Source organism: Geotalea daltonii FRC-32 (assembly GCF_000022265.1).
Taxonomy (GTDB): Bacteria; Desulfobacterota; Desulfuromonadia; order Geobacterales; family Geobacteraceae; genus Geotalea; species Geotalea daltonii.
In genome coordinates this window covers 3,931,993-3,951,907 of record NC_011979.1, presented here as the reverse complement: position 1 = coordinate 3,951,907, position 19,915 = coordinate 3,931,993, and the positions used below count along the sequence as shown (strand labels likewise).

At 51.4% G+C, this 19,915-nt stretch carries 18 protein-coding genes; 12 read left to right on the top strand and 6 right to left on the bottom strand.

The features are described 5' to 3' along the window. Positions 1–168: 168 nt before the first annotated feature. A complete protein-coding gene (locus tag GEOB_RS17720) occupies positions 169–1,332 on the top strand; it encodes a sensor histidine kinase (protein WP_012648632.1) in 1,164 nt (387 codons plus the stop codon). A gap of 49 nt (positions 1,333–1,381) precedes the next feature. Here GEOB_RS17720 and GEOB_RS17715 read toward each other — a convergent pair whose 3' ends face one another. Both GEOB_RS17715 and GEOB_RS17710 read right to left on the bottom strand, forming a co-directional pair. Beyond that, positions 1,382–2,089 carry a PilZ domain-containing protein gene (locus GEOB_RS17715; RefSeq protein ID WP_012648631.1) on the bottom strand — a complete coding sequence of 236 codons (708 nt, stop codon included), beginning with the start codon at positions 2,087–2,089 and terminating at the stop codon, positions 1,382–1,384. Between the two features lie 206 nt (positions 2,090–2,295). Continuing rightward, entirely contained in the window at positions 2,296–2,787 is a 492-nt protein-coding gene (locus GEOB_RS17710) for a rubrerythrin (protein ID WP_012648630.1), read from the bottom strand. Between the two features lie 156 nt (positions 2,788–2,943). Between GEOB_RS17710 and GEOB_RS17705 the strand changes: the two genes are divergently transcribed. The 4 genes from GEOB_RS17705 to GEOB_RS19515 all read left to right on the top strand — a co-directional run bounded on the left by GEOB_RS17705 (position 2,944) and on the right by GEOB_RS19515 (position 7,504). Next, complete coding sequence (locus GEOB_RS17705) at positions 2,944–5,016, top strand: M1 family metallopeptidase (protein WP_012648629.1); 2,073 nt, start codon at positions 2,944–2,946, stop codon at positions 5,014–5,016. 124 nt (positions 5,017–5,140) lie between these two features. After that, complete coding sequence (locus tag GEOB_RS17700; protein ID WP_012648628.1) at positions 5,141–6,103, top strand: HD-GYP domain-containing protein; 963 nt, start codon at positions 5,141–5,143, stop codon at positions 6,101–6,103. Positions 6,104–6,159: 56 nt separating this feature from the next. Further along, positions 6,160–6,990 carry a rhomboid family intramembrane serine protease gene (locus GEOB_RS17695; RefSeq protein WP_012648627.1) on the top strand — a complete coding sequence of 277 codons (831 nt, stop codon included), beginning with the start codon at positions 6,160–6,162 and terminating at the stop codon, positions 6,988–6,990. A 157-nt stretch (positions 6,991–7,147) separates the two neighbouring features. Further along, entirely contained in the window at positions 7,148–7,504 is a 357-nt protein-coding gene (locus tag GEOB_RS19515) for a DUF4124 domain-containing protein (protein WP_012648626.1), read from the top strand. A gap of 175 nt (positions 7,505–7,679) precedes the next feature. On the opposite strand, the gene GEOB_RS17685 is transcribed toward GEOB_RS19515, so the two are convergent. Beyond that, positions 7,680–8,405, bottom strand: coding sequence for a hypothetical protein (locus GEOB_RS17685; protein ID WP_012648625.1), 726 nt, complete (start codon positions 8,403–8,405; stop codon positions 7,680–7,682). A 220-nt stretch (positions 8,406–8,625) separates the two neighbouring features. Here GEOB_RS17685 and GEOB_RS17680 point away from each other — a divergent pair, with 220 nt between their 5' ends. After that, entirely contained in the window at positions 8,626–8,997 is a 372-nt protein-coding gene (locus tag GEOB_RS17680) for a response regulator (protein ID WP_012648624.1), read from the top strand. Positions 8,998–9,062: 65 nt separating this feature from the next. On the opposite strand, the gene pnpS is transcribed toward GEOB_RS17680, so the two are convergent. Both pnpS and GEOB_RS17670 read right to left on the bottom strand, forming a co-directional pair. Next, positions 9,063–10,838, bottom strand: coding sequence for a two-component system histidine kinase PnpS (pnpS, locus tag GEOB_RS17675; protein ID WP_012648623.1), 1,776 nt, complete (start codon positions 10,836–10,838; stop codon positions 9,063–9,065). Then, on the bottom strand, positions 10,835–11,512 hold the full coding sequence (locus GEOB_RS17670) for a winged helix-turn-helix domain-containing protein (RefSeq protein WP_012648622.1): 678 nt from the start codon (positions 11,510–11,512) through the stop codon (positions 10,835–10,837). The genes pnpS and GEOB_RS17670 overlap by 4 nt, the downstream gene beginning before the upstream one ends. Positions 11,513–12,123: 611 nt before the next feature. On the opposite strand from GEOB_RS17670, the gene GEOB_RS17665 reads away from it, so the two are divergent. The 3 genes from GEOB_RS17665 (at position 12,124) to GEOB_RS17655 (ending at position 16,776) form a co-directional block, all read left to right on the top strand. After that, positions 12,124–13,776, top strand: coding sequence for an AMP-binding protein (locus GEOB_RS17665; RefSeq protein ID WP_012648621.1), 1,653 nt, complete (start codon positions 12,124–12,126; stop codon positions 13,774–13,776). A gap of 205 nt (positions 13,777–13,981) precedes the next feature. Next, positions 13,982–15,172, top strand: coding sequence for a M24 family metallopeptidase (locus GEOB_RS17660; protein ID WP_012648619.1), 1,191 nt, complete (start codon positions 13,982–13,984; stop codon positions 15,170–15,172). Between the two features lie 281 nt (positions 15,173–15,453). Then, positions 15,454–16,776: a citrate (Si)-synthase gene (locus GEOB_RS17655; RefSeq protein ID WP_012648618.1), complete on the top strand. Its 1,323-nt coding sequence runs from the start codon at positions 15,454–15,456 to the stop codon at positions 16,774–16,776. A gap of 106 nt (positions 16,777–16,882) precedes the next feature. Here GEOB_RS17655 and amrA read toward each other — a convergent pair whose 3' ends face one another. Next, on the bottom strand, positions 16,883–17,440 hold the full coding sequence (gene amrA, locus GEOB_RS17650; protein WP_012648617.1) for an AmmeMemoRadiSam system protein A: 558 nt from the start codon (positions 17,438–17,440) through the stop codon (positions 16,883–16,885). 89 nt (positions 17,441–17,529) lie between these two features. Here amrA and GEOB_RS17645 point away from each other — a divergent pair, with 89 nt between their 5' ends. From GEOB_RS17645 to ndk, 3 genes are all read left to right on the top strand, one after another. After that, the gene (locus tag GEOB_RS17645) at positions 17,530–18,957 is read left to right on the top strand and encodes an aldehyde dehydrogenase family protein (protein WP_012648616.1); all 1,428 of its coding nucleotides are present in this window, start codon (positions 17,530–17,532) and stop codon (positions 18,955–18,957) included. Positions 18,958–19,024: 67 nt separating this feature from the next. Further along, positions 19,025–19,333, top strand: coding sequence for a hypothetical protein (locus GEOB_RS17640; RefSeq protein WP_230198984.1), 309 nt, complete (start codon positions 19,025–19,027; stop codon positions 19,331–19,333). Positions 19,334–19,479: 146 nt separating this feature from the next. Then, a complete protein-coding gene (ndk, locus tag GEOB_RS17635; protein ID WP_012648615.1) occupies positions 19,480–19,893 on the top strand; it encodes a nucleoside-diphosphate kinase in 414 nt (137 codons plus the stop codon). Positions 19,894–19,915: the final 22 nt, after the last annotated feature.

Sequence of the window (19,915 nt, the reverse complement as noted above, 5' to 3'; positions counted from 1 at the left end):
ATCATGTAACAATTAAAAACTATTATAATTTTACCCTCTGGCCAAACGATAACAACGGCTTCCATTTGGAAGGCGCGCAGTTTCTCTCTGGATAAAAAAACCGGTTTGCTATATTATCTTAGTTTAATAAGTTGGTATTTAGCCAGGTGGGGTTTATGGGAGGGCTTAATGGCTGATATGGATTACCTCTGCACTTATCTTAACCTTTCTGATTCGGACATTGCGGCTTTATATGAACGTGCCGACCCTGAAGAACTACAGAGGGATATTGCGATCATTGCCTCCAGTCCTGTGGTCGATGGGCTGATGCAGACGGTCGGTGGCCTCTTCGCGGTGCTGAACGAGTCACGGCAGATACTCGCTGCCAATGACACCTTTTTAAAGGGTACGGGTGTGAAGGATGCTCTTGAGGTGATCGGTTTGCGGCCAGGAGAGGCGATCCACTGTGTTCATGCCGGCGATTCCCCTGGCGGTTGCGGTACCGGCAGGACCTGTGCCAGTTGTGGTACGGCCATAGCCATTGTTGTCAGCCTCTTGCGAAGGACCGGCGAGGAGAGAAAATGTGTGGCAACCGTCTGGCGTAACGGCGGCACGGCTGACATCTGCCTGAATGTCCGGGCAACACCCTTTTACATCAGTGGGCGATGTTTTCTGGTGCTCATGCTCCAGGACATAAGCGAACAGGAAAATTGGGCGGAAATTCAGTCAATTTTTTTCCACGATATACGCAACATGGCCACCGGGCTTGTGGGGGCCAGCGAATTGCTGGCCTGCTCCGGTTATGCAGGTGGGCCATTGGCGGAATCGGTGCACCGCCTTTCGTTGCGACTGGAAAGTGAGCTGAGGATACAGCAGAACCTTATTCAGGTTGAAACCGGCGCTTTCCGGCCTGAACTCAGGCCTGTGGCCATAGCTGAAGTGATTGATTGCCTGAGAGACGTCTTCATTTCCCATCCCATGTCAATACATAAGCACATTCAACTTCCATCCACCGTCGAGGGAAGGATTGCCACTGACCTGCCTTTGTTGTTGCGGGTGCTATCCAATATGATTACCAATGCTCTGGAGGGGAGTGACAACGGTGATGAGGTGAGGTTGTGGCTGGAGGAGGGTGAGGGGGATGTTACCTTCTGCGTTTGGAACAGTCAGCCCATTCCCGATCAGATTTCGGGCCGGATCTTTCAGCGTTATTTCAGCACCAAGGCGAAACATGGCCGGGGCATAGGAACCTTTATGATGAAGTACCTGGGGGAAAGGGCCCTTAACGGCAAGGTGCGATTTACATCCTCTGCCGAGGGAACCATTTTTCGCTTTACCGTGTCCAGAGCGTAGCCGGTCTATGAAACAAATGTCCATCATGGGCCTGCTCATCTTTGGAAACCTAGGCTTTTTCCCGCAGTTCCCGGATTATCTCCAGTTGACGCTGATAGATGAAAACGGAAAGGATCCGTTCCGACTCTGATGTGTGCTGAAACATCATGGCGCAATCGTGGGGTGGCCCGGGACCTACGCGCACCACTTTAGCAGGCACATCTATCTCCACCACCTTTCCCTCATTCAAGATCTTGATATGCAGGCTCAGGTCTTCCGCTGCTTCCAGGTCCGCTCCAAGGAGGGTAGTCAGGCTGCACCCCCCCAGGGAAATGTCTCGGACAACCCCGGGGATCGTTTTGCCGTCAGCGTGCAACATGACATTCAGGGGAATTCGCAGCTTGACCCTGACGGTGTTGCGCTTGTCGATCAGGACCTCGGCGTAGGAAAATTTCCCCAGGGAAACCAGCTGGTGGGGCAGGTCCAGGTATACCATCTGCCCCATAACGCTCATATTGAAGAACGGGGCCTGGATAATGGTTTCAGTACCGTTAGCGATAGCCGCTATCTGCAGAGGGGTTGCCTGGAACTCGATATTTTTTCCCTTTATGTCGAAAATAGTGGCGTTGTTGCAGATGGGAAGTTCCTTGTAGATGTTGAGGAGAGAGAACAGGGCGTTGGGTTCCCGTGCGAAAACATCGCGGAAAATGGCAAGAATTGCGGCTTCGTCATCACTTTTGGAAGAGAGGATGACTTCCCTGTAAGCAGATAAGGTCATGGTTGTTCCTGGTCTATGGGGGCTTGGCGTTTGCGGTGGAATCTCTGCTGCAATATTATCAGGTTGTTGAAAAACTATTGCGGACCCGCGGGGCCTAAAGGGTCACTCTGCTACGTTACCGCTCGCTTGGAAACTCAACGTACAGAGGGTACGCCTCGTCTCCTCGCTCGCTTGAGCCTTGCATAGCGACGTTTTTCAACAACCTGTTACACGTTTACCTTCAGCAGGCTGGTATAGGCATTGCGGAGCGTTTCCACATGCTCCTTGTCTGCGTTCATCAGTGCCTTGAACAGCGCCTTTAAGCTTTGATCCGTGAATTCCGAAATGGCATGCATGTGCATGTCTGCCAGCTTTTCCTCCAGCTTGATGGCCGATCTAAAGGCATCGAGGATGGTCGGCCTGTTTTTTCTGACACTGTCATAGATTGACTGGATCACCTTAAGCATGTTCTGTGCGGAGTAGAGGTCTATTTTCACGCTCTGGACGATGTTTTCTTTTCTCATGTTGATAGCCATGACAAATTGGTGGGCATGGTTCAGCTCTTCCTGGTATGTCTTGAACCATAGGTTGGAAATCATCGGATCATTGGCGAATATCTCGGAGAAATACCTGTAGATCTCCGCACCATGCAGTTCCACATCCCGGCACAATTCAAGTATTCTTACCGTGTTGTAGTCTACTTCCTTGCCTTTGCCCATAGATCACCCCAAGGCCTTTATCCATATTTATCGGCATGAAAGATAAAAATTAAAAGCCAAATACGATAATTTTTCAGAGGTAATGCAAAGCGTGTAAAGGCAGGTTCGTTTGGTATACTTTACAGGTATTTTCCCACCTGAGCGATGGAGGGAGCTGTGAGGGTTGCCATTCAAGTTATCATTGGTCTGCTTCTTGTCTTGCCATGCCACATTACAGTCCTTGCTGCGGGAATGCCGGCGGTGGAACGCCAGGAGCTTAAAGTAACCCTTGTCCCGGACCGGCAGCTCCTGAAGGGGGAAAGTCTCGTCACCTTTGCTGCTTCTTCCGGGCGGGTATTCCTGAACCTTTCCTCTGTTGCCGCCATCGACACGGTCTCCGTGGCCGGAAAAGAGGTGCATTATACCTTTTCCGGCGGCGCACTTGCCGTTGATCTCCCGGGAGGGGGGAAAAAGGCTTCGGCTACGGTGCATATAACCTACCATGCAGCCTATGGTGCCAAGGTGCCGGAACGGCCGGTAAGCAGCGAGGATCCCACCTATGGCGTGACCGGCGCTATTACCTCTGCCGGAGTCTTCCTCGGCAGCGATGCCGGCTGGTATCCGGCGCCCCAGGTATTGCCGGAGTATCGCAGGACTGAGATCTTTGCCCCGGCAGGGATGGAGGCAATTACTTCCGGCAAGCGTCTTGAGCGTAGTACCGCCCATAATGTATCGCATTCTGTCTGGGAAGAGGCCAGGCCGGTTGGGGAGCTTTCCCTGTCTGCCGGCCCTTACGTCGTTCAGGAACGGCAACTGGGCCATGTGGATATCTATACCTACCTCTACCCGCAAAATGCCGGACTGGGCAAAAAATATCTGGATGCGGCTGTCAAATACATCGGCATGTACACAGAGCTTTTTGGCCCTTACCCATTCGACAAATTTGCTGCCGTGGAGAATTTCTTCCCTACCGGCTACGGCTATCCGTCTTACACGCTTATGGGTAGTACCGTCATCCGCTTGCCGTTCATCGTCGACACGAGTTTTCCCCATGAGATCGCCCACTGCTGGTGGGGGAACGGAGTGCAGGTCGACTACCGGGAAGGAAACTGGTCCGAAGGTCTTGTCACGTATCTGGCCGATTACCTCCTGGAAGAGAAAAAATCCCCTGCCGCTGCCAGAGATTACCGTCTGCGCCTCTTGAGTGATTATTCCTCCCTGGTCAAAGCTGATCGGGACTTTCCCCTGCAGAAGTTCATGGGTCGAGTCGATCCTGCTTCCCGTGCCATAGGCTATGGCAAGGGAGCGATGGTGTTTCACATGGTCAGAACCAGAATCGGTGACCGGGCATTCTTTCATGCTCTTAAAACACTGAACAGAGATTTTTTATTCAGAGCAGCAACCTGGAGCGACTTTATCCGTGCCTTTTCCAAAACCTCGGGGCAGGACCTGGGCCCTTTCATGCGACAGTGGCTAACCAGATTCGGCGGACCGGCACTCTCCTTTGACAAGGTCACCCGCAGGCGCAAGGGGGGAGGGTGGCAACTATCCGGTACCATTGTCCAGGAAGCCTCCCCAGCCTATGAGCTTACCCTGCCGCTTCTGATCGAGACCGAACGGGGGAATGTCCAGAGGACTCTTGTGTTAAGTGCAAAGCGGACGGCTTTCAATCTGCCGGTCCGCTACCGTCCCAAAAGAATCATTCTTGACCCTGGCGCCGACGTCTTTCGCATCCTCTCGGCCGAAGAACTTCCGCCGGCGGTAAACCTGATCAAGGGGGCAAAGGATGTTGCCCTGGTGGTGACCGACAATTGTCAGGCCGATGAGGGGACACTTCATGACCTTCTGGAATCCCTGGGGCAGGGCCGGGCGCCGATAGTAACCGAGAAGAACCCTGGGAAAGTACGCCTTGCCGACCACGATCTCCTTTTCTGCGGCGTTCCGCAGCAAAAACATCTCTCACTGGATTTTCCCGCCGGCATCAAGGCCGCGCCGAAAGAATTCACCATTGATGACATCCGCTACAAGGATTATTACGACCTGCTTTTCGTCGTTACGCAGCACCCGTTGGCGGTGGGCAAGCTGGCAGCCCTTTTGCTCCCCCTTTCCCAAGATGCGGCACAAAAATATGCCCTCAAGATTACCCATTATGGCAAGTACGGCTATCTTGTCTTCAGCGGTGGAGAAAACAGGCGTAAAGGAACATTTTCTCCTGCCGGCAATGTGGTGGAGTTCCGGGACAAGCAGTGACGGCGCCGGCAATGCTTGAAAGGGGGTAATCCATATTCAGATCCTTGAGTTGCCCGCCCCTCCTGCCGATAAGGTAAGGCAAATGGCGAAAAGAAAGCCGGCGAAGATCTGTGGAGGTGGGAGGATGGGAGAATTCTATGTTCCGGTAGCAATTGAGAGCATTGAACCAGAAATTTTTCCTGATGTTGCCCTGTTTTTGAAAAGCGGCAACAACTATGTGCTGTATAAGAGCCATGGACGAAATTTTGATCGGGAAGATGCCGCCAGGCTCATGGGCAACAGCGTTGCCTGTCTCTATGTGAGGCCGGCTGACCTGGAGGTTCTCACCGACTACATGGAAAATAATGCCGAGCGGTTATTGAAGAGCGATTCATTTGACAGCAAGACCAAAGGCAAGATCATTTACCAGACCTCTATCAATTTCGTCGGCGACCTTTTTCAACATCCGGAGAAGGTGGAGGATTTTGACCGGAGCCGGCGCCTCATCGAAAATCTTCTGCTCTATCTGGCCAATGATAAAGAAGCCTTGCGTTCCCTGGAAACGGTCATGTCCTATAACTACCATACCTTTGTCCATAGCCTGCAGGTGACGGCCCTTTCAATTCTGCTCCATTCGGAGGTTTATCTTCTTTCACGTGACGAACTGGAAGACGTGGGCATCGGCACCCTGCTCCATGATTTCGGCAAGATCTTCGTTCCCCAGGATATCCTGAACAAGTCCGGGAAGCTGACGGAGACTGAAATTGCTCAGTTCAAGAAGCATCCGGAGGAGGGATACCGGTATCTGAAGGAGAAAACACGGCTCAGTGAAGTTTCCCTGGACGTCGTCCGCTTTCACCACGAGCGGAATAACGGCACTGGCTATCCCAATGGTCTCAAGGCAGCGCTTATTCCGCGCAGTGCCCAGGTTTGTGCCCTCTGCGATCTGTATTGCACTCTGACCATAGATCGTACCGGTCGCAAGGCTCTGCCCCCCCACATCTCCATCAACATAATCAGGCAGGAGATGAAGGACTCCTTTAACAGCAGGTTGGTCGATGCCCTTGAGGCTCTTGTGTGTGTGGAGGAGATGAGCATGCCACTCTAGATTTGACCTTATGGGCTTATGCAGCTATATTGCGCAAAAAGTTCTTTGAGGTGGAAATGTCGCAACGAGCCATGCTTTGTCCACGCTGCCGGCGCCTGATCGGCAGCAGCGAATCCTCCTGTTCCTGGTGCGGTACTCCGCGACCCAAAGGCCTGTGGCGCATATCTGCCTGGACCAGGGGCGCCCTTGACGGGGACTGGCTGGTCAAAGCCATAATAACTGCCAATATCGCTTTCTATCTGCTGTCTCTGCTCATGGGGGGGCTCCAGCCGACAGGGAACCCGTTCAGCATGCTGTCACCCAACCAGACAGGCCTGATGCTCATGGGCGCAACCGGTACCATTCCCATCGACCGTTTTGGCCGCCTCTGGTCCCTGGTTTCCGCCAACTATCTTCACGGCGGCATCCTCCATATATTTTTCAACCTGATGGCCCTGCGCCAGATTTCTCCCTGGGTGATTCAGGAATATGGCTCCAGCCGCATGTTCATCATCTACACCCTGGGGGGTGTCTGTGGATTCTGGGTCTCATACATCGTCGGTGTCCCTTTTACCATCGGCGCCTCGGCGGCAATCTGCGGTCTGATCGGAGCCTTGCTCTATTTCGGCAAAAGCCGGGGTGGAACCTACGGCGCAGCCGTTTACCGGGAGGTGAGCGGTTGGGTGGTGGGGCTGGTCCTTTTCGGGCTGGTGATGCCGGGCATCAACAACTGGGGACACGGCGGCGGGATCCTTGGCGGCATTGTGCTGGGAAAGCTTCTCGGCTATGGGGAACGGCGCCGGGAGAATTCTTTCCATCATCTGCTGGCGCTTATCTGTGCGGTGACAACAATTGCGGTGCTTGGCTGGGCGGCGTTCACTGCTGTCATGATCAAGGGTGGCTCTTGACGCTTTTCCACAGGTAAGCGTTTCCCAAAACTGCAAAGAGCCGGCTGAAAAACCAGTCGGCTCTTCTTTTTAATCATTAAACCTTTCTTTTGCGAAAATTACATTGAACAGCAGGCTTTTTTTATCTATTAATGGGGAAGATCAAGACGAGGGGGAAATGGTGAAAAAGTTGCTGATTATGCTGGTGTTGGTCGCATCCTCTGCCCAAGGTGAAATTTACGCCTGGAGGGATTCAAAGGGAACCACTCACTATACGAACAGTATGGTTGAGATTCCAGCCAGATACAAGGCGAAGGCAAAGGTATTGAACCTGGGCCCGGAGCAAAAGGATCAGCCTTCTAATCAGCCGGTTCCTTCGTCGGCTCCGGCAGCTGCACCTGCTGCTCCAGGCGCGGGTGCACAGTTGCAGGTCGCACCGCCCGGTCCGCCAACGGTGGCAGTTCCGGCCCGGACGCAGAGAGAGGAACGCAGGCGCGGGACAAGACGATCGAGAAGTACCATCGAGGAGGAATAGACCTTAGCAGGCTGTTGAAAAACTATTGCGGACCCGCGGGGCCTGAAGGGCCGGTCTGCTGTGTTGCCGCTCACTCGGAAACTCAACGTACATAACGTACATCACGGTACGATTCGCTCCCTCCTTCACTTGAGCCTTGCATCCCGGGCGACCCATCACGTTTTTCTACAACCTGTTAGATCTTTTCCACTGTGACCAGGAAGGGGTTGAAAAGGCCGGCCTGGCGCAGAAAGTCCATGGTGACGCTGTAGCCATGGCACATGATGCTGCCGAGTCCATATTCCTTTTCCAGATAGATGAGAAAGGGAAGGTTGCCGGACAGGGTGAAACCGAAGGTGGCCGCCAGGGCCAATGCCGACCGGGATTCAAACTGCTGTCCCAGGTCCCGGCTTGCTGCCAGGTAGTGCATGGGAAAGGCGACCGCCTGCCGGTCAAGACTCTCCATAAAGGCCGTTTTTTCGGCTGGGGAGAGCAGGGCAAAGTCAGTAGCGCACCAGGCATTATCCAGGGTTGAGAGTAATGAGCGGCATGAAAAAGGTCTTTGCCCATAGACGCCGCAGGCCCTGTTGTCGGTGAGCAGCGGGCAGAAGCCGATAATTTTGCGCTGCATGCCCAGGTAAGATTTCAGGTCCGACACTTCCGCGATGTGCTTCAGAAGCTTGTCGGCGTGGGCTTTAATCAGTGCGGTCTGTGCTTCCGTCAGGATTTCCGCCACACAGAGCGCTTCGCTATAGGTGCTGTTCACGGCCAGATTGCAACATTCGCAGCATCCTTTCCCGCAATGGATACGTTTGCCGGAATTGCTGTACTCCTCGATGCAACGCAGGGTCAGGCTGTCGAACAGCTCGTACTGCCTCCTTATTTCTTCCCGCAATATCTGCCACTGGTTCTGGTTTGCCATGGGCAGAGTCTAATGGGAGGGGAACGGCGGGTCAAGAGAAATCAGATTCACACCTGTGTTGTGGATCATCTGAAAAACAACCTTGTCCTTGAAAAAAACCTAATGCTATCATGTGGTGTCTGAAGGAGACGTTTCACAAGGACCTTGACTACTTTGAGGAGTTCCTGTAGCGTTAATAAAATAACGTTTGCAATGTAACAAGGAAGGGTGGAGGAAAGTGATGAAAAAGAAGACGGTCCTGGTCGTGGATGACAGCGAGATCGTGGTGGCCATGGCCAGCGATGCCCTTGAAGAGGGTGGTTTCACGGTTATCACTGCACCCAATGCAAAGGCGGCGGATAAATACATTCACTCCGAGAGAAAACCGGATTTGATTATTCTCGATGTGATGTTGCCTATCCTCGACGGGGACAAAAAGGCAAAAATGCTAAAGGACAATCCCCAGACCAAAAGTATTCCGATCCTTTTGCTCTCATCGAAGCCGGCAGATGAACTGGCCCGCCTGGTAACCGATTCCGGAGCCGACGGATTCATCCGCAAGCCTTTCATAGCTCGCAACATGGTGGATAAGGTTCGGGAGATGTTGAGCTGACAACGGATTGGCGTCACCTGTAAAAAAGGCATAAAAAGGACCAGGCATAACAAGCCGGTCCTTTTTTATTTTCCGCCTTTCTTCAGGGTGAATGAAAAGGTCGACCCCTCTCCCGGAATGCTTTTTACCGAGATCATGCCGCCGTGAGACTGTACAATGTGCTTTACTATGGAAAGTCCGAGACCGGTTCCCCCCTTGTCACGGCTTCGCGCTTCATCGACACGGTAAAAACGTTCAAAGATCCGGGGCAGGTCTTTGGCTGGAATACCCAGGCCGGTGTCAGTCACGGATATTTTCAGCATTTCTGCCTCATCCTCGGCAGTGACTGTTACCTTGCCATTGCCAGGGGTGTATTTGATCGCATTATCCAGCAGGTTGACCAGTACCTGATCCAGCTTCCCCTTGTCGGCAAGGACAAATCGGCTTGCCTCGATATTCCCTGTATCCAGGGTTATTCCCTTGTCAGTTGCCCTCTGACTGAGAAGGGACATTGCCTGCTTTACTGCCGACCGGAGATTCAGGGGGTGAGGTTCAAGAAGGACCTTGCCGGACTCAAGTTCGGACAGGGTCAACAGGTCGGCGATAAGGGCTGATAGTCGCTCCGCATGATTATGGATTACTTGAATGAACCTACGTGCCCGGTCGGGGTCACTTTCCAGAGCACCAGCCAGGAGGGTTTCTGCATACCCCTGGATGACGGAGACCGGGGTTCTCAGCTCATGGGAGACGTTGGCCACAAAATCCCGACGGGTAGCGGCCAGCCTCTTCAGGTCGGATATGTCGTGAAAAACCGCCACTACCCCAGTAAGTCTGTTGCCGTCAATGAGCGGCACCCAGTGGGTCAGGATATTGCCGTCCTTTTCTCCGTTCAGGCTCATCTCTTCCTGCCGTTCGATACCATCGGCCATGATCTTTCTGTAGGCGGCATGGAGGGCCGGTTGCCTGCTCACCTCGATCAGAGGTCTGCCTTCAACATCTTCATCGACGGAAAACACCTTGCGGAAGGCCGGATTGACCAGAGTAATAATGCCTTGGGCGTCTGTCACCATCAGCCCCTCGCCCATGCCGCGAAGAATAGTGTCAAGCCTGTTTCTTTCTGCCATAATGCTTGACAACTGGGCCTCGATCCTCTCCGACATGTCATTCATCACCACGGCCAGTTCTCCCACCTCATCGCTGCTTTCCCTGGGAACCCTGAGACCGTATTCTCCCTTGCCGATTCTGGCTGCGATGGCGGATATGGTGCGCAGGGAGCGTGATGTAATGTTGGACATGACGTAACTGAAAAAGAGGACTGCCAGGACTGCCAGGAATAAAGCAATGCCCAGCATCAGGTGCATGTGGGAACGCGCTTTCTGGAGCTGGGCCAAGGGCAGTGCGAGTCTTAAGGTAGCCGTTTCCCCGTTTTTAAGGGCCAAGGGGCGGGCAACATATAGCATGGGCATCTGCAGGGTCGATGAATAACGAATGGCGGTACCGGTGCCATCTTTCAGCGATGCCTGTACTTCCGGTCGATAAAGGTGATTTTCCAGGTCTTTGAGCTGAACAGGGCTGAGTTCGGAATCACCGACTACCTGACCGTCGCTGGAGATGATGGTTACCCTGGCCTTGATCTCTTTGCCGACAGCTGCAGCAATGGCCGGTGCATCCCGGTGCAGGTTTTCTCCGGACTTGTCGGCTATTAGGGCAGCCAGCTTTGTTTCGCTGATCAGGTTGTTTCTGATTTCCGCCAGCACGTATCTTTCCAGGGCATTGTTGAGATATGCATAAATGATTGCCCCCATGAGCAGAACCAGACAGAGATAGGAGAGCATCAGTTTCAGGCGGAAGCTTGCTCTCATTGCTCCTCCATCTTATAACCGAAGCCCCTGATGGTCTTGATCATTTCCCCTGCCTGCCCCAGTTTAGTCCTTAGCCTTGTCACGTGGGTGTCCACGGTCCGTGTGTCACCCACGTAGTTATACCCCCAGACATCCTGGAGCAGCGTTTCTCTGCTCTGCACCCGGCCGCGGCGTTCGACCAGGTTGAGGAGCAGCTTGAATTCGGTTGTGGTAAGGGTAATTTCTTCATTTTCAATGAGAACCTGGTGACGTTCGGTATCCATATGCACCGGACCTATGACCAGTTTGCAGGCTGGTGCGGCGGGAGCGGCACGCCGCAGAACTGCTCTGATCCGCAGAAGCAGCTCCCTGATAGAGAACGGCTTGACGATATAGTCGTCGGCTCCCACCTCGAACCCAACAACCCTGTCGATCTCTTCACCGCGCGCTGTCAGCATCATGATGGGAATGGTGGCGGTTTTTTCATTTTTCTTAAGTATCTTGCAGATTTCGGTGCCCATGAGACCAGGCAGCATCAGATCGAGTAGTATCAGATCCGGTAATTCACTGCGTGCCGTTTCGAGTCCCGAGGTCCCATCGGCTTCCCGCAGGCAGCGGAAACCTTCCTTTTCCAGGTTGAAGGCTATCAATTCTGCCAGATCCCGCTCATCCTCTATAACAAGGATCGTTTTCATAGTCCCCTCACTTGTGTCCCGATCGGTTAATTCATTCCTTACAATTCTGGCTCTTTGGGCCCCTGGCTGCGTTGCGTCTCCTTGGTTCAGGCCCTGCCAGGCCTGCGTCGCCGCGCCTTGCCAGGAACCAAAATCCCTCAGAATTCTTGCGGTGAGCTAACCGCACCGGACACTAGCTAGTTTCCATCCGGAAAGGGTTCTTTTCTGCCCTGGCGGCGTCAATCTGCGGGCTTACTTGTGCGACGTACCGATGTACGTCTCCGCGCAAGCCCTTGATTTCCTTGCCAGAACAAAAAATCCCCTCTTTCCGAATCGGAAACCACTAGTTTCTCATCCGAAGTTTCCGTATGGAAACTAGCTATTGCTGACGGTGTTGTTCCACAAACGCTGTTGATAACACCTGTTGATAATATGTGAATTGGGAGAAAAAGGGTAATGATAAATAGTGTCTGTAACAGAATGCCGAAGAAAGCGGCAGCAAATCTTGATAATTTTATTGCCTTAAACTTCTTGACTTGTCATAAATGCTGTGATAAGTGGTAAATCCCTTTTTAAATCAATAAGTTAAATTGGTTAAACTTGTGTTTGATATGGTTAAACAGGAGGATATTATGTCGACCCAGCTTGATTTTACCATTGGTGGTTTACTGGACCACATCGCCGCCACCTATCCTGATAATGATGCCTTGGTTTACCCTGAGCTGGGCTTGCGCTACAGCTATCGGCAGTTCAATGAAGTCTGCCGCCAGGTGGCCAAGGGGCTTTTGAAACTCGGCATCCGGAAGGGAGAGAATGTGGCCATCTGGGCCTACAACGTCCCGGAATGGGTAATTCTCCAATTTGCCACGGCCAAGATTGGTGCTGTCCTGGTTACGGTTAACACCGCTTACAAATCGGCAGAACTTGAATATCTTCTCGATCAGTCCGATTCAACTACGCTGTTCCTGGTCAAATCGTGGAAAGATACGGATTATGTGGCAACCCTGGGGGAAGTGGTGCCCGAATTGGCTACAGCCGATAATGGACGCATCCATACGCCCAAACTTCCTTTCCTGAAAAACCTTGTTTATATTGGTGAAGGGACCCCTTCCGGCATGCTTAATTTCCATAGCCTTGTGGAAAGCGGGAAGGATATCAGCGACGCTGAACTCGCTGCTGTAGAGTCGACACTGGATATCCATGACACCATAAACATGCAGTATACTTCAGGCACAACCGGCTTTCCCAAGGGAGTTATGCTGACTCATCACAATCTGGTCAACAACGGTTTCAACATCGGCGAGTGCATGAAATTTACAGAACTGGACCGTCTTTGCATTCCTGTACCGTTTTTCCACTGCTTCGGCTCTGTTCTGGCAGTTATGGCCAGCGTCACCCATGGCACGACAATGGTGCCAGTGGAACTCTTCGATCCGCTGAAGGTGCTGCAGACCATTGAGAAGGAGCGCTGTACGGCGGTTCATGGTGTTCCCACCATGTTTATTGCCGAATTGGAGCATCCGGACTTCAGCAAGTTCGACCTCTCGACCCTTCGTACCGGCATCATGGCTGGGTCCGTCTGCCCGATCGAGGTCATGAAACGGGTTGTCAAGGACATGAACATGAGAGACATCACCATTGTTTTCGGCCAGACTGAATCTTCTCCCGGTATCACCCAAAGCCGCACCGATGATCCCGTCGAATTGCGGGTCGCCACAGTGGGAAGGGCGCTTCCCGGTGCCGAGGTAAAGATTGTCGATATAGAAACCGGTGCAACTCTGCCGCCTGGAAAGCAGGGGGAGCTGTGTGCCCGGGGCTATATGGTCATGAAAGGTTATTACAAGATGCCGGAGGAGACGGCCAAAGTCATCGACAACGACGGCTGGCTGCATACCGGTGATCTGGCGGTAATGGATGAGAGCGGCTATTGCAAGATTACCGGACGGATCAAACAGATGATCATCCGTGGCGGCGAAAACATCTATCCCAAGGAGATCGAAGAGTATCTCTACACCCATCCGAAGATCTCCGACGTGCAGATATACGGTGTGCCTGACCGCAAATTTGGCGAACAGGTCATGGCGGCGGTCATTCTCAAGAAGGGTGAGATCATGACTGAGGATGAGGTGAAGGATTTTTGCAAAGGCCGGATTGCCAACTATAAAATCCCCAAGTATGTCAAGTTCGTCGACAGCTATCCCATGACAGCCAGTGGCAAGATTCAGAAATTCAAGCTGCGGGAGATGGCAATCAAGGAACTGCAGCTGGAAGATGCCAAAGACTGATAGGCTATTCACGGGCGAGTGCCCGTTATAAAGGAGCACAGTGTGAGGGAAACGGCGCTGGGTGTAATATTTTTTCTTTTTATTCTCTGTTTCATTGCCATTATCGTTGAAGAAACGTTTCTCGGTGGGCGAAAAAAGCGCAAACTACTGCGTGAGGCAAGGGAAAAACAGCACGTGTCACAACATTAATTTCAAGGAAGTGTAAATGCGACTTACACCGGCAACAGAGCTTGAGCATCGATATAAAAAACTTCAACACCACATGGCAGCACAGGGGCTCGATGCGGTCATAATACTGCAGAATGCGGACCTGTTCTACTTTACCGGCACCATTCAGAACGGCAATCTGTATATTCCTGTTGAGGGTGAGCCTGTTTACATGGTGAGAAAGGATTTAATGCGGGCTCGCATGGAATGTGGCCTGAAAAATGTTGTTCCCTTCGGCTCCATGAAGGATATTCCCTCCGTCCTGGCCGCCCACGGCTACCCATTACCTGCTAGCATTGGCATGGAGCTGGACGTCCTTCCCGTGAATTTCTTTGCCCGCTACGAAAAAGTCTTTCCAGAGGCCAGATTCAGGGATGCCACGCCAATTGTGCGCAAGGTCCGCATGATCAAGAGCCACTATGAGATACATCTCCTGCAGGATGCGGCTGAACAGGTGGACAGGGTCAATCGCCGGGTCAGGGATGTGCTTCGCGAGGGGATGACCGATCTGGATCTTGCTGCCGAGCTTGAATACGTGGCACGGAAAGAGGGGCATCAAGGGTTGGTGCGCATGAGGGCCTTCAATGGCGTGATGTTCTTCGGCCATGTCTTTTCCGGCACGGATGCGGCTGTGCCTACCTATGTGGATACACCCCTTGGGGGGATGGGGCTCAGTACCAGTTTCAGCCAGGGCGCAGGCTACAAGCGGATCGAAAGGAACGAGCCCGTCATCGTTGATTTTGCGGGCTGCTGTGACGGTTACCTGGTGGATCAGACCAGGATCTTCGCCATTGGTCACCTGTCTGACAGAATGAAAAAGGGCTATGATGACATGCTGAAGATACAGGCAAGGATGATGGAGTTGGTACCCGAGAGACCTTCCTGGGGGCTCATATACGAAGAATGTCTGGCTCTTGCCTTCAAATTGGGATATGCCGACACCTTCATGGGAAACAAAGGGGCACAGGTCAGCTTCATAGGGCACGGCCTTGGTGTCGAAATCGATGAGTATCCTTTTATAGCCAAGGGATTCGATGATATGGTCCTGGAACCTGGAATGGCCTTTGCTTTTGAACCTAAGGTGGTTTTTGTCGGAGAAGGTGCTGTCGGTATCGAAAATACCTTCTATCTCACCGAGTCCGGTCTTAAACAGCTGACCTTTTCCAGTGAAGAATTGACAATCTTATGAAAATAACTTAATTGCATATTTTTTTTGTTGAAATCTGCACTGTGGGGTGGTATAAGTCTTAGCCAAATTGTATACAGTATATTTTATAATGAGCAGCAGAAGTTTTATTGTGTCTTTCTCCTGGCCGTTTCCTGTACTTATTTTTCGTTGCAATCTAACCCAAATTGCCAAGTTTCTTAGCTTTCAGTGCATGAAAGGAGGTAGTAGCTGCCAGGCAACTTTCGGTTGTAATGTTCATATCATTTAATTTATCACCCCAAAAGACAAGGAGAGCAAACACCATGGCACTTAAGGACACCCTGAAGCAGAAGATTGAAGCCCACCGTCCCCGTACCACCAGGCTGACCAAAGAATTCGGTAAAGTAATAATCGATCAGGTGACGATCGACCAGTGCATTGGCGGCGCCCGCGACATTCGCAGCCTGGTTACCGATATTTCCTATCTTGATCCGCAGGAAGGCATCCGTTTCCGTGGCAAGACGATCCCTGAGACTTTCGAAGCACTGCCGAAGGCTGCCGGTTCAGCATATCCTACAGTTGAGTCCTTCTGGTACTTCCTTTTGACTGGTGATGTTCCTACTCAGGCTCAGGTAGATGAGGTCGTCGCCGAGTGGAAAACGCGCCAGAACGTGCCCTCCTATGTCTTTGATGCTATCCGTGCCCTGCCGAGAGACAGTCACCCCATGGTAATGCTTTCTGTTGGTATTATGGCCATGCAGAAGGATTCCAAATTTGCAGCTTTCTACAACTCAGGCAAGTTCAACAAAATGGTAGCTTGGGAAAGCGTGTATGAGGATGCCAGCGACATCGTTGCCCGTATCCCCATTGTTGCTGCATTCATTTATAACCTGAAGTACAAGGGTGACAAGCAGATCGCTATCGATCCGAAACTCGACATGGGTGCCAACTTCGCCCATATGATCGGCCAGAGTGACCAGTATAAAGACGTTGCCCGTATGTACTTCATTCTCCATTCCGACCATGAGTCCGGCAATGTCTCTGCCCACACGACTCACCTTGTTCATTCAGCTCTGTCCGATCCTTATTATGCATATTCTGCAGGCCTCAACGGTCTTGCCGGCCCGCTCCACGGCCTTGCCAACCAGGAAGTTCTCGGTTGGATCATGGAATTCCAGAAAAAGCTCAATGGTGCCGAACCCACCAAAGAAAACGTTACCAAGGCCCTTTGGGATACACTCAATGCAGGCCAGGTCGTTCCGGGATATGGTCATGCCGTTCTCCGCAAAACCGACCCCCGTTATACAGCACAGCGTGAGTTCTGCCTCAACACCCCGGGCCTGAAAGACGATCCGCTGTTCAAACTGGTAGCCATGATCTTTGAAACCGCCCCCGGTGTTCTTACCGAGCACGGTAAAACCAAAAATCCTTGGCCGAACGTCGATGCACAGTCCGGCGTTATCCAGTGGTACTACGGCGTCAAGGAGTGGGACTTCTACACTGTTCTTTTCGGTGTTGGTCGCGCTCTTGGCTGCATGGCGAACATCACTTGGGACCGTGGTCTCGGCTATGCAATCGAGCGTCCGAAATCTGTTACTACCGACATGCTCGAGAAGTGGGCTGCTGAAGGTGGTCGCAAGTTCTAAACCGATTGCAGATATGGTTGCAAAAAAAGGGAGATGCTTCGGCATCTCCCTTTTATTATGATTGAATCATTGCAATCAGAGGCGAACCATGGCTGCAAAAGCTTCTTTATGCATCTTTTTCGCTGAATACTTCGGCGCTGAAGATGTAAATATCTGTTCCCTCTTTCCAGCCTTCCTGTTTTAGTCCTGCTTTGAGGCAGGTCTGCCGGAGAAAGGTTTCGCGATCCCAGCCGAACTCAACTGCAACCTGGGGTAGCAGCACGCCACGGGAAAAGTTCTTTTCTATATATAGACCATGTTTTCCCACTTCAATCTCTTCTGTGGAGGAGATCTTTTGTAATGGGGAGAGCACCGAGATCTCCAGATCGTAATCGGCCAGGTCTTCCTCTTTCATGGGGTAAAAGCGTGGATCGCGGGTTGCGGCAGAAACGGCCATTTCCTGCACCAGTTGAAACAGTGGCTTATCAGAGATAAAATTACCAATGCAACCGCGCAATGTTCCTTTCGCTTTTATGCTGACGAAGCATCCGGCCTGTGTGAGGAGACCCTTGTCCGATATTTCGAGCCTGGATATTTTGCCATCGGTTATATATTCGTTAATGGTAACCCTTGCTATTTTCAGGAGAGACTTCTTTTCAGCAGCGGAAAGTTTGGAGTTGTTCACGGTGGTTTCCTTGTTATCAGTTGATAATTGGTTGCCAATGTAATATATTCGGCGAATATTTACAAGGGTTAACGATGGAGGAGGGGCTAATGGCCAAACGTTATAGAATGCTTATTGACGGAGAATGGCTGGGGGATGACCGTTCTGGCATAGAGGTGATCAATCCGTTTGATGATTCATTGATAGGGTTGGTCCCCGAGGCAACTGCTGAAGATGTAGAGGCTGCCATCATTGCTGCCGCTAAGGGCTTCGAGCGGATTTCCGCTATGCCTGCCCATAAAAGGTCCGATATTCTTGAGAAAACTGCTGAATTAATTCTTCGGGACAAGGATGAGATTGCCGGTATAATCGCACGGGAAGCCGGAAAGTCTTGGAAATATGCTGTCGCCGAGGCCGAACGAAGTGCAGAGACTTTCAAGTTTGCAGCCATCGAGGCAAAGGCAAGCCATGGTGAAATTGTTCCAATGGATGCATCCGCGGTTTCTGCAGGGCGTTTCGGTTTTTACATCCGGACTCCTATCGGTATTATTGGAGCCATAACTCCTTTTAACTTCCCATTGAACCTGGTGGCCCACAAGCTTGCTCCGGCCATTGCCACAGGCAATGCCGTGGTGCTGAAGCCGGCTACCAAAACGCCGCTTACCTCCCTCAAACTTGCCGAATTGCTGATGGAAGCAGGCTTGCCTGCAGGAGCTCTTAATGTCTTGATCGGCAGTGGATCGACTGTCGGAAACCGTCTGGTGGAGGATAACCGGCTTGCAATGATCACCTTTACCGGCAGTCCCCCTGTTGGGCGTGGAATCAAATCCCGAAGCGGGCTGAAAAGGGTGACCCTGGAGCTTGGCTCAAATTCTCCGACTATCATCGAAGAAGACGGTGATGTGGATAAAGCCGTATCGAGATGTGTCGTCGGGAGTTTTGCCAACTCAGGGCAGGTCTGCATTTCCGTGCAGCGTATCTTTGTTCATAAAGATCGCTACGATGAATTTATTGCCAAATTCGTCGAGGCGACCTGTGCCCTTAAGGTTGGGGACCCGTTTGATAAATCTTCGGATATCGGTCCCATGATAACGACAAAGGAATTGAATAGGGCACTGGAATGGCTTGAAGAAGCAAAAAATCTCGGTGCTGTGGTGGCAGCAGGTGGCAATGCGATTGGAAATTGCCTGGAACCGACCATTCTTACCGGCGTTACCAGGGAGATGAAGGTGATGTGTTCCGAGGTTTTCGCTCCCATTGTTTCGGTGCTGCCCTATGACACGTTCGATGAAGCGTTGGAGATGGCAGATGACTCGGTTTACGGCCTTCAGGCCGGTATCTATACCCGTGACATTAACAAGGCATTCAAGGCAATCAAAAAGCTGGATGTGGGGGGCGTTATCATCAATGATGTGCCCACCTTCCGTGTGGATCACATGCCCTATGGCGGTAACAAGGAGAGTGGCCTTGGCCGTGAAGGGCTAAAATATGCCATGGAAGAAATGACAAATATAAAAATGGTCTGCATCAATCTATAGTCTTTCAGCCCCTTTCATCGTGCTCTGTGGTGTTTTAGAATATATATTTTAACGAGTTAAAAAAATCTTGACTTTTGAAATTTTAATAGTATATTTGCGCTTTGTTGTGACCGAAAAAACCATGCGCCATGCGCACAAGAATGGTAATCAAAAAAGAAAAGAGGTGATATCGTCAATGAAAAAACTGATCTCTTTGGCACTGTGCCTGGCTTTGGCTCTTGCTTTCGCCGCTGGCTGCAAAAAGAAGGAAGAGGCTCCTGTTGAGCCCGCAAAAACTGAAGCTCCTGCTGCTGCTCCGGTTCAGGAACCTATGACTGCTAAGTCTGCTCCTGCAGCTCCTGAAGCAACTCCGGCAGCTCCTGCTGAGAAGAAATAATTTTTCTTCAGTCAGTTTGGATCCAAATGGCCTACAGAATTTAGTTCTGTAGGCTATTTTCATTTGTGCCTATCAAGTTCATTGACATTCCAGATGCAAAATGTTATTGAGAACGGTCTGTTTACTATAATGCTACGGAGGAAAGAATGGAAAGAACATTTGCAATTATTAAACCTGATGCCGTGGAAAGAAATATATCCGGCAAAGTTCTCGATAGGATAGAAGGAGCAGGATTCAAGATTGTCGGCATGAAAAAAATTCATCTGACAAAAAAAGAGGCTGAGGGATTTTACTACGTCCACAAAGAACGTCCTTTTTTTAATGACCTCTGTACTTTTATGTCCAGGAATCCGGTTATAGTGCTTGCTCTTGAAAAAGATAATGCCATTGCCGCCTGGCGTGAATTGATGGGCGCCACCAACCCTGCCAATGCCGATGCCGGAACGATTAGAAAGGATCTTGGTGTAAGCATCGAAGAAAATACCGTTCATGGGTCCGATTCCCCCGAATCTGCTGCTTTTGAGATCCCATACTTCTTCAGCTCGCTCGAACTGGTTTAGTAGATTTCAAAATAAAGTAAGG

What these genes read in the sequence shown, in the direction of transcription:
- GEOB_RS17670 (WP_012648622.1), bottom strand. Translation starts at nt 11,512, where the DNA reads ATGAAAACGATCCTTGTTATAGAGGATGAGCGGGATCTGGCAGAATTG.
- pnpS (WP_012648623.1), bottom strand. Translation starts at nt 10,838, where the DNA reads ATGAGAGCAAGCTTCCGCCTGAAACTGATGCTCTCCTATCTCTGTCTG.
- GEOB_RS19515 (WP_012648626.1), top strand. Translation starts at nt 7,148, where the DNA reads ATGGTGAAAAAGTTGCTGATTATGCTGGTGTTGGTCGCATCCTCTGCC.
- GEOB_RS17655 (WP_012648618.1), top strand. Translation starts at nt 15,454, where the DNA reads ATGGCACTTAAGGACACCCTGAAGCAGAAGATTGAAGCCCACCGTCCC.
- GEOB_RS17685 (WP_012648625.1), bottom strand. Translation starts at nt 8,405, where the DNA reads ATGGCAAACCAGAACCAGTGGCAGATATTGCGGGAAGAAATAAGGAGG.
- GEOB_RS17720 (WP_012648632.1), top strand. Translation starts at nt 169, where the DNA reads ATGGCTGATATGGATTACCTCTGCACTTATCTTAACCTTTCTGATTCG.
- GEOB_RS17695 (WP_012648627.1), top strand. Translation starts at nt 6,160, where the DNA reads ATGTCGCAACGAGCCATGCTTTGTCCACGCTGCCGGCGCCTGATCGGC.
- GEOB_RS17710 (WP_012648630.1), bottom strand. Translation starts at nt 2,787, where the DNA reads ATGGGCAAAGGCAAGGAAGTAGACTACAACACGGTAAGAATACTTGAA.
- GEOB_RS17660 (WP_012648619.1), top strand. Translation starts at nt 13,982, where the DNA reads ATGCGACTTACACCGGCAACAGAGCTTGAGCATCGATATAAAAAACTT.
- GEOB_RS17700 (WP_012648628.1), top strand. Translation starts at nt 5,141, where the DNA reads ATGGGAGAATTCTATGTTCCGGTAGCAATTGAGAGCATTGAACCAGAA.
- GEOB_RS17665 (WP_012648621.1), top strand. Translation starts at nt 12,124, where the DNA reads ATGTCGACCCAGCTTGATTTTACCATTGGTGGTTTACTGGACCACATC.
- GEOB_RS17680 (WP_012648624.1), top strand. Translation starts at nt 8,626, where the DNA reads ATGAAAAAGAAGACGGTCCTGGTCGTGGATGACAGCGAGATCGTGGTG.
- ndk (WP_012648615.1), top strand. Translation starts at nt 19,480, where the DNA reads ATGGAAAGAACATTTGCAATTATTAAACCTGATGCCGTGGAAAGAAAT.
- GEOB_RS17645 (WP_012648616.1), top strand. Translation starts at nt 17,530, where the DNA reads ATGGCCAAACGTTATAGAATGCTTATTGACGGAGAATGGCTGGGGGAT.
- GEOB_RS17715 (WP_012648631.1), bottom strand. Translation starts at nt 2,089, where the DNA reads ATGACCTTATCTGCTTACAGGGAAGTCATCCTCTCTTCCAAAAGTGAT.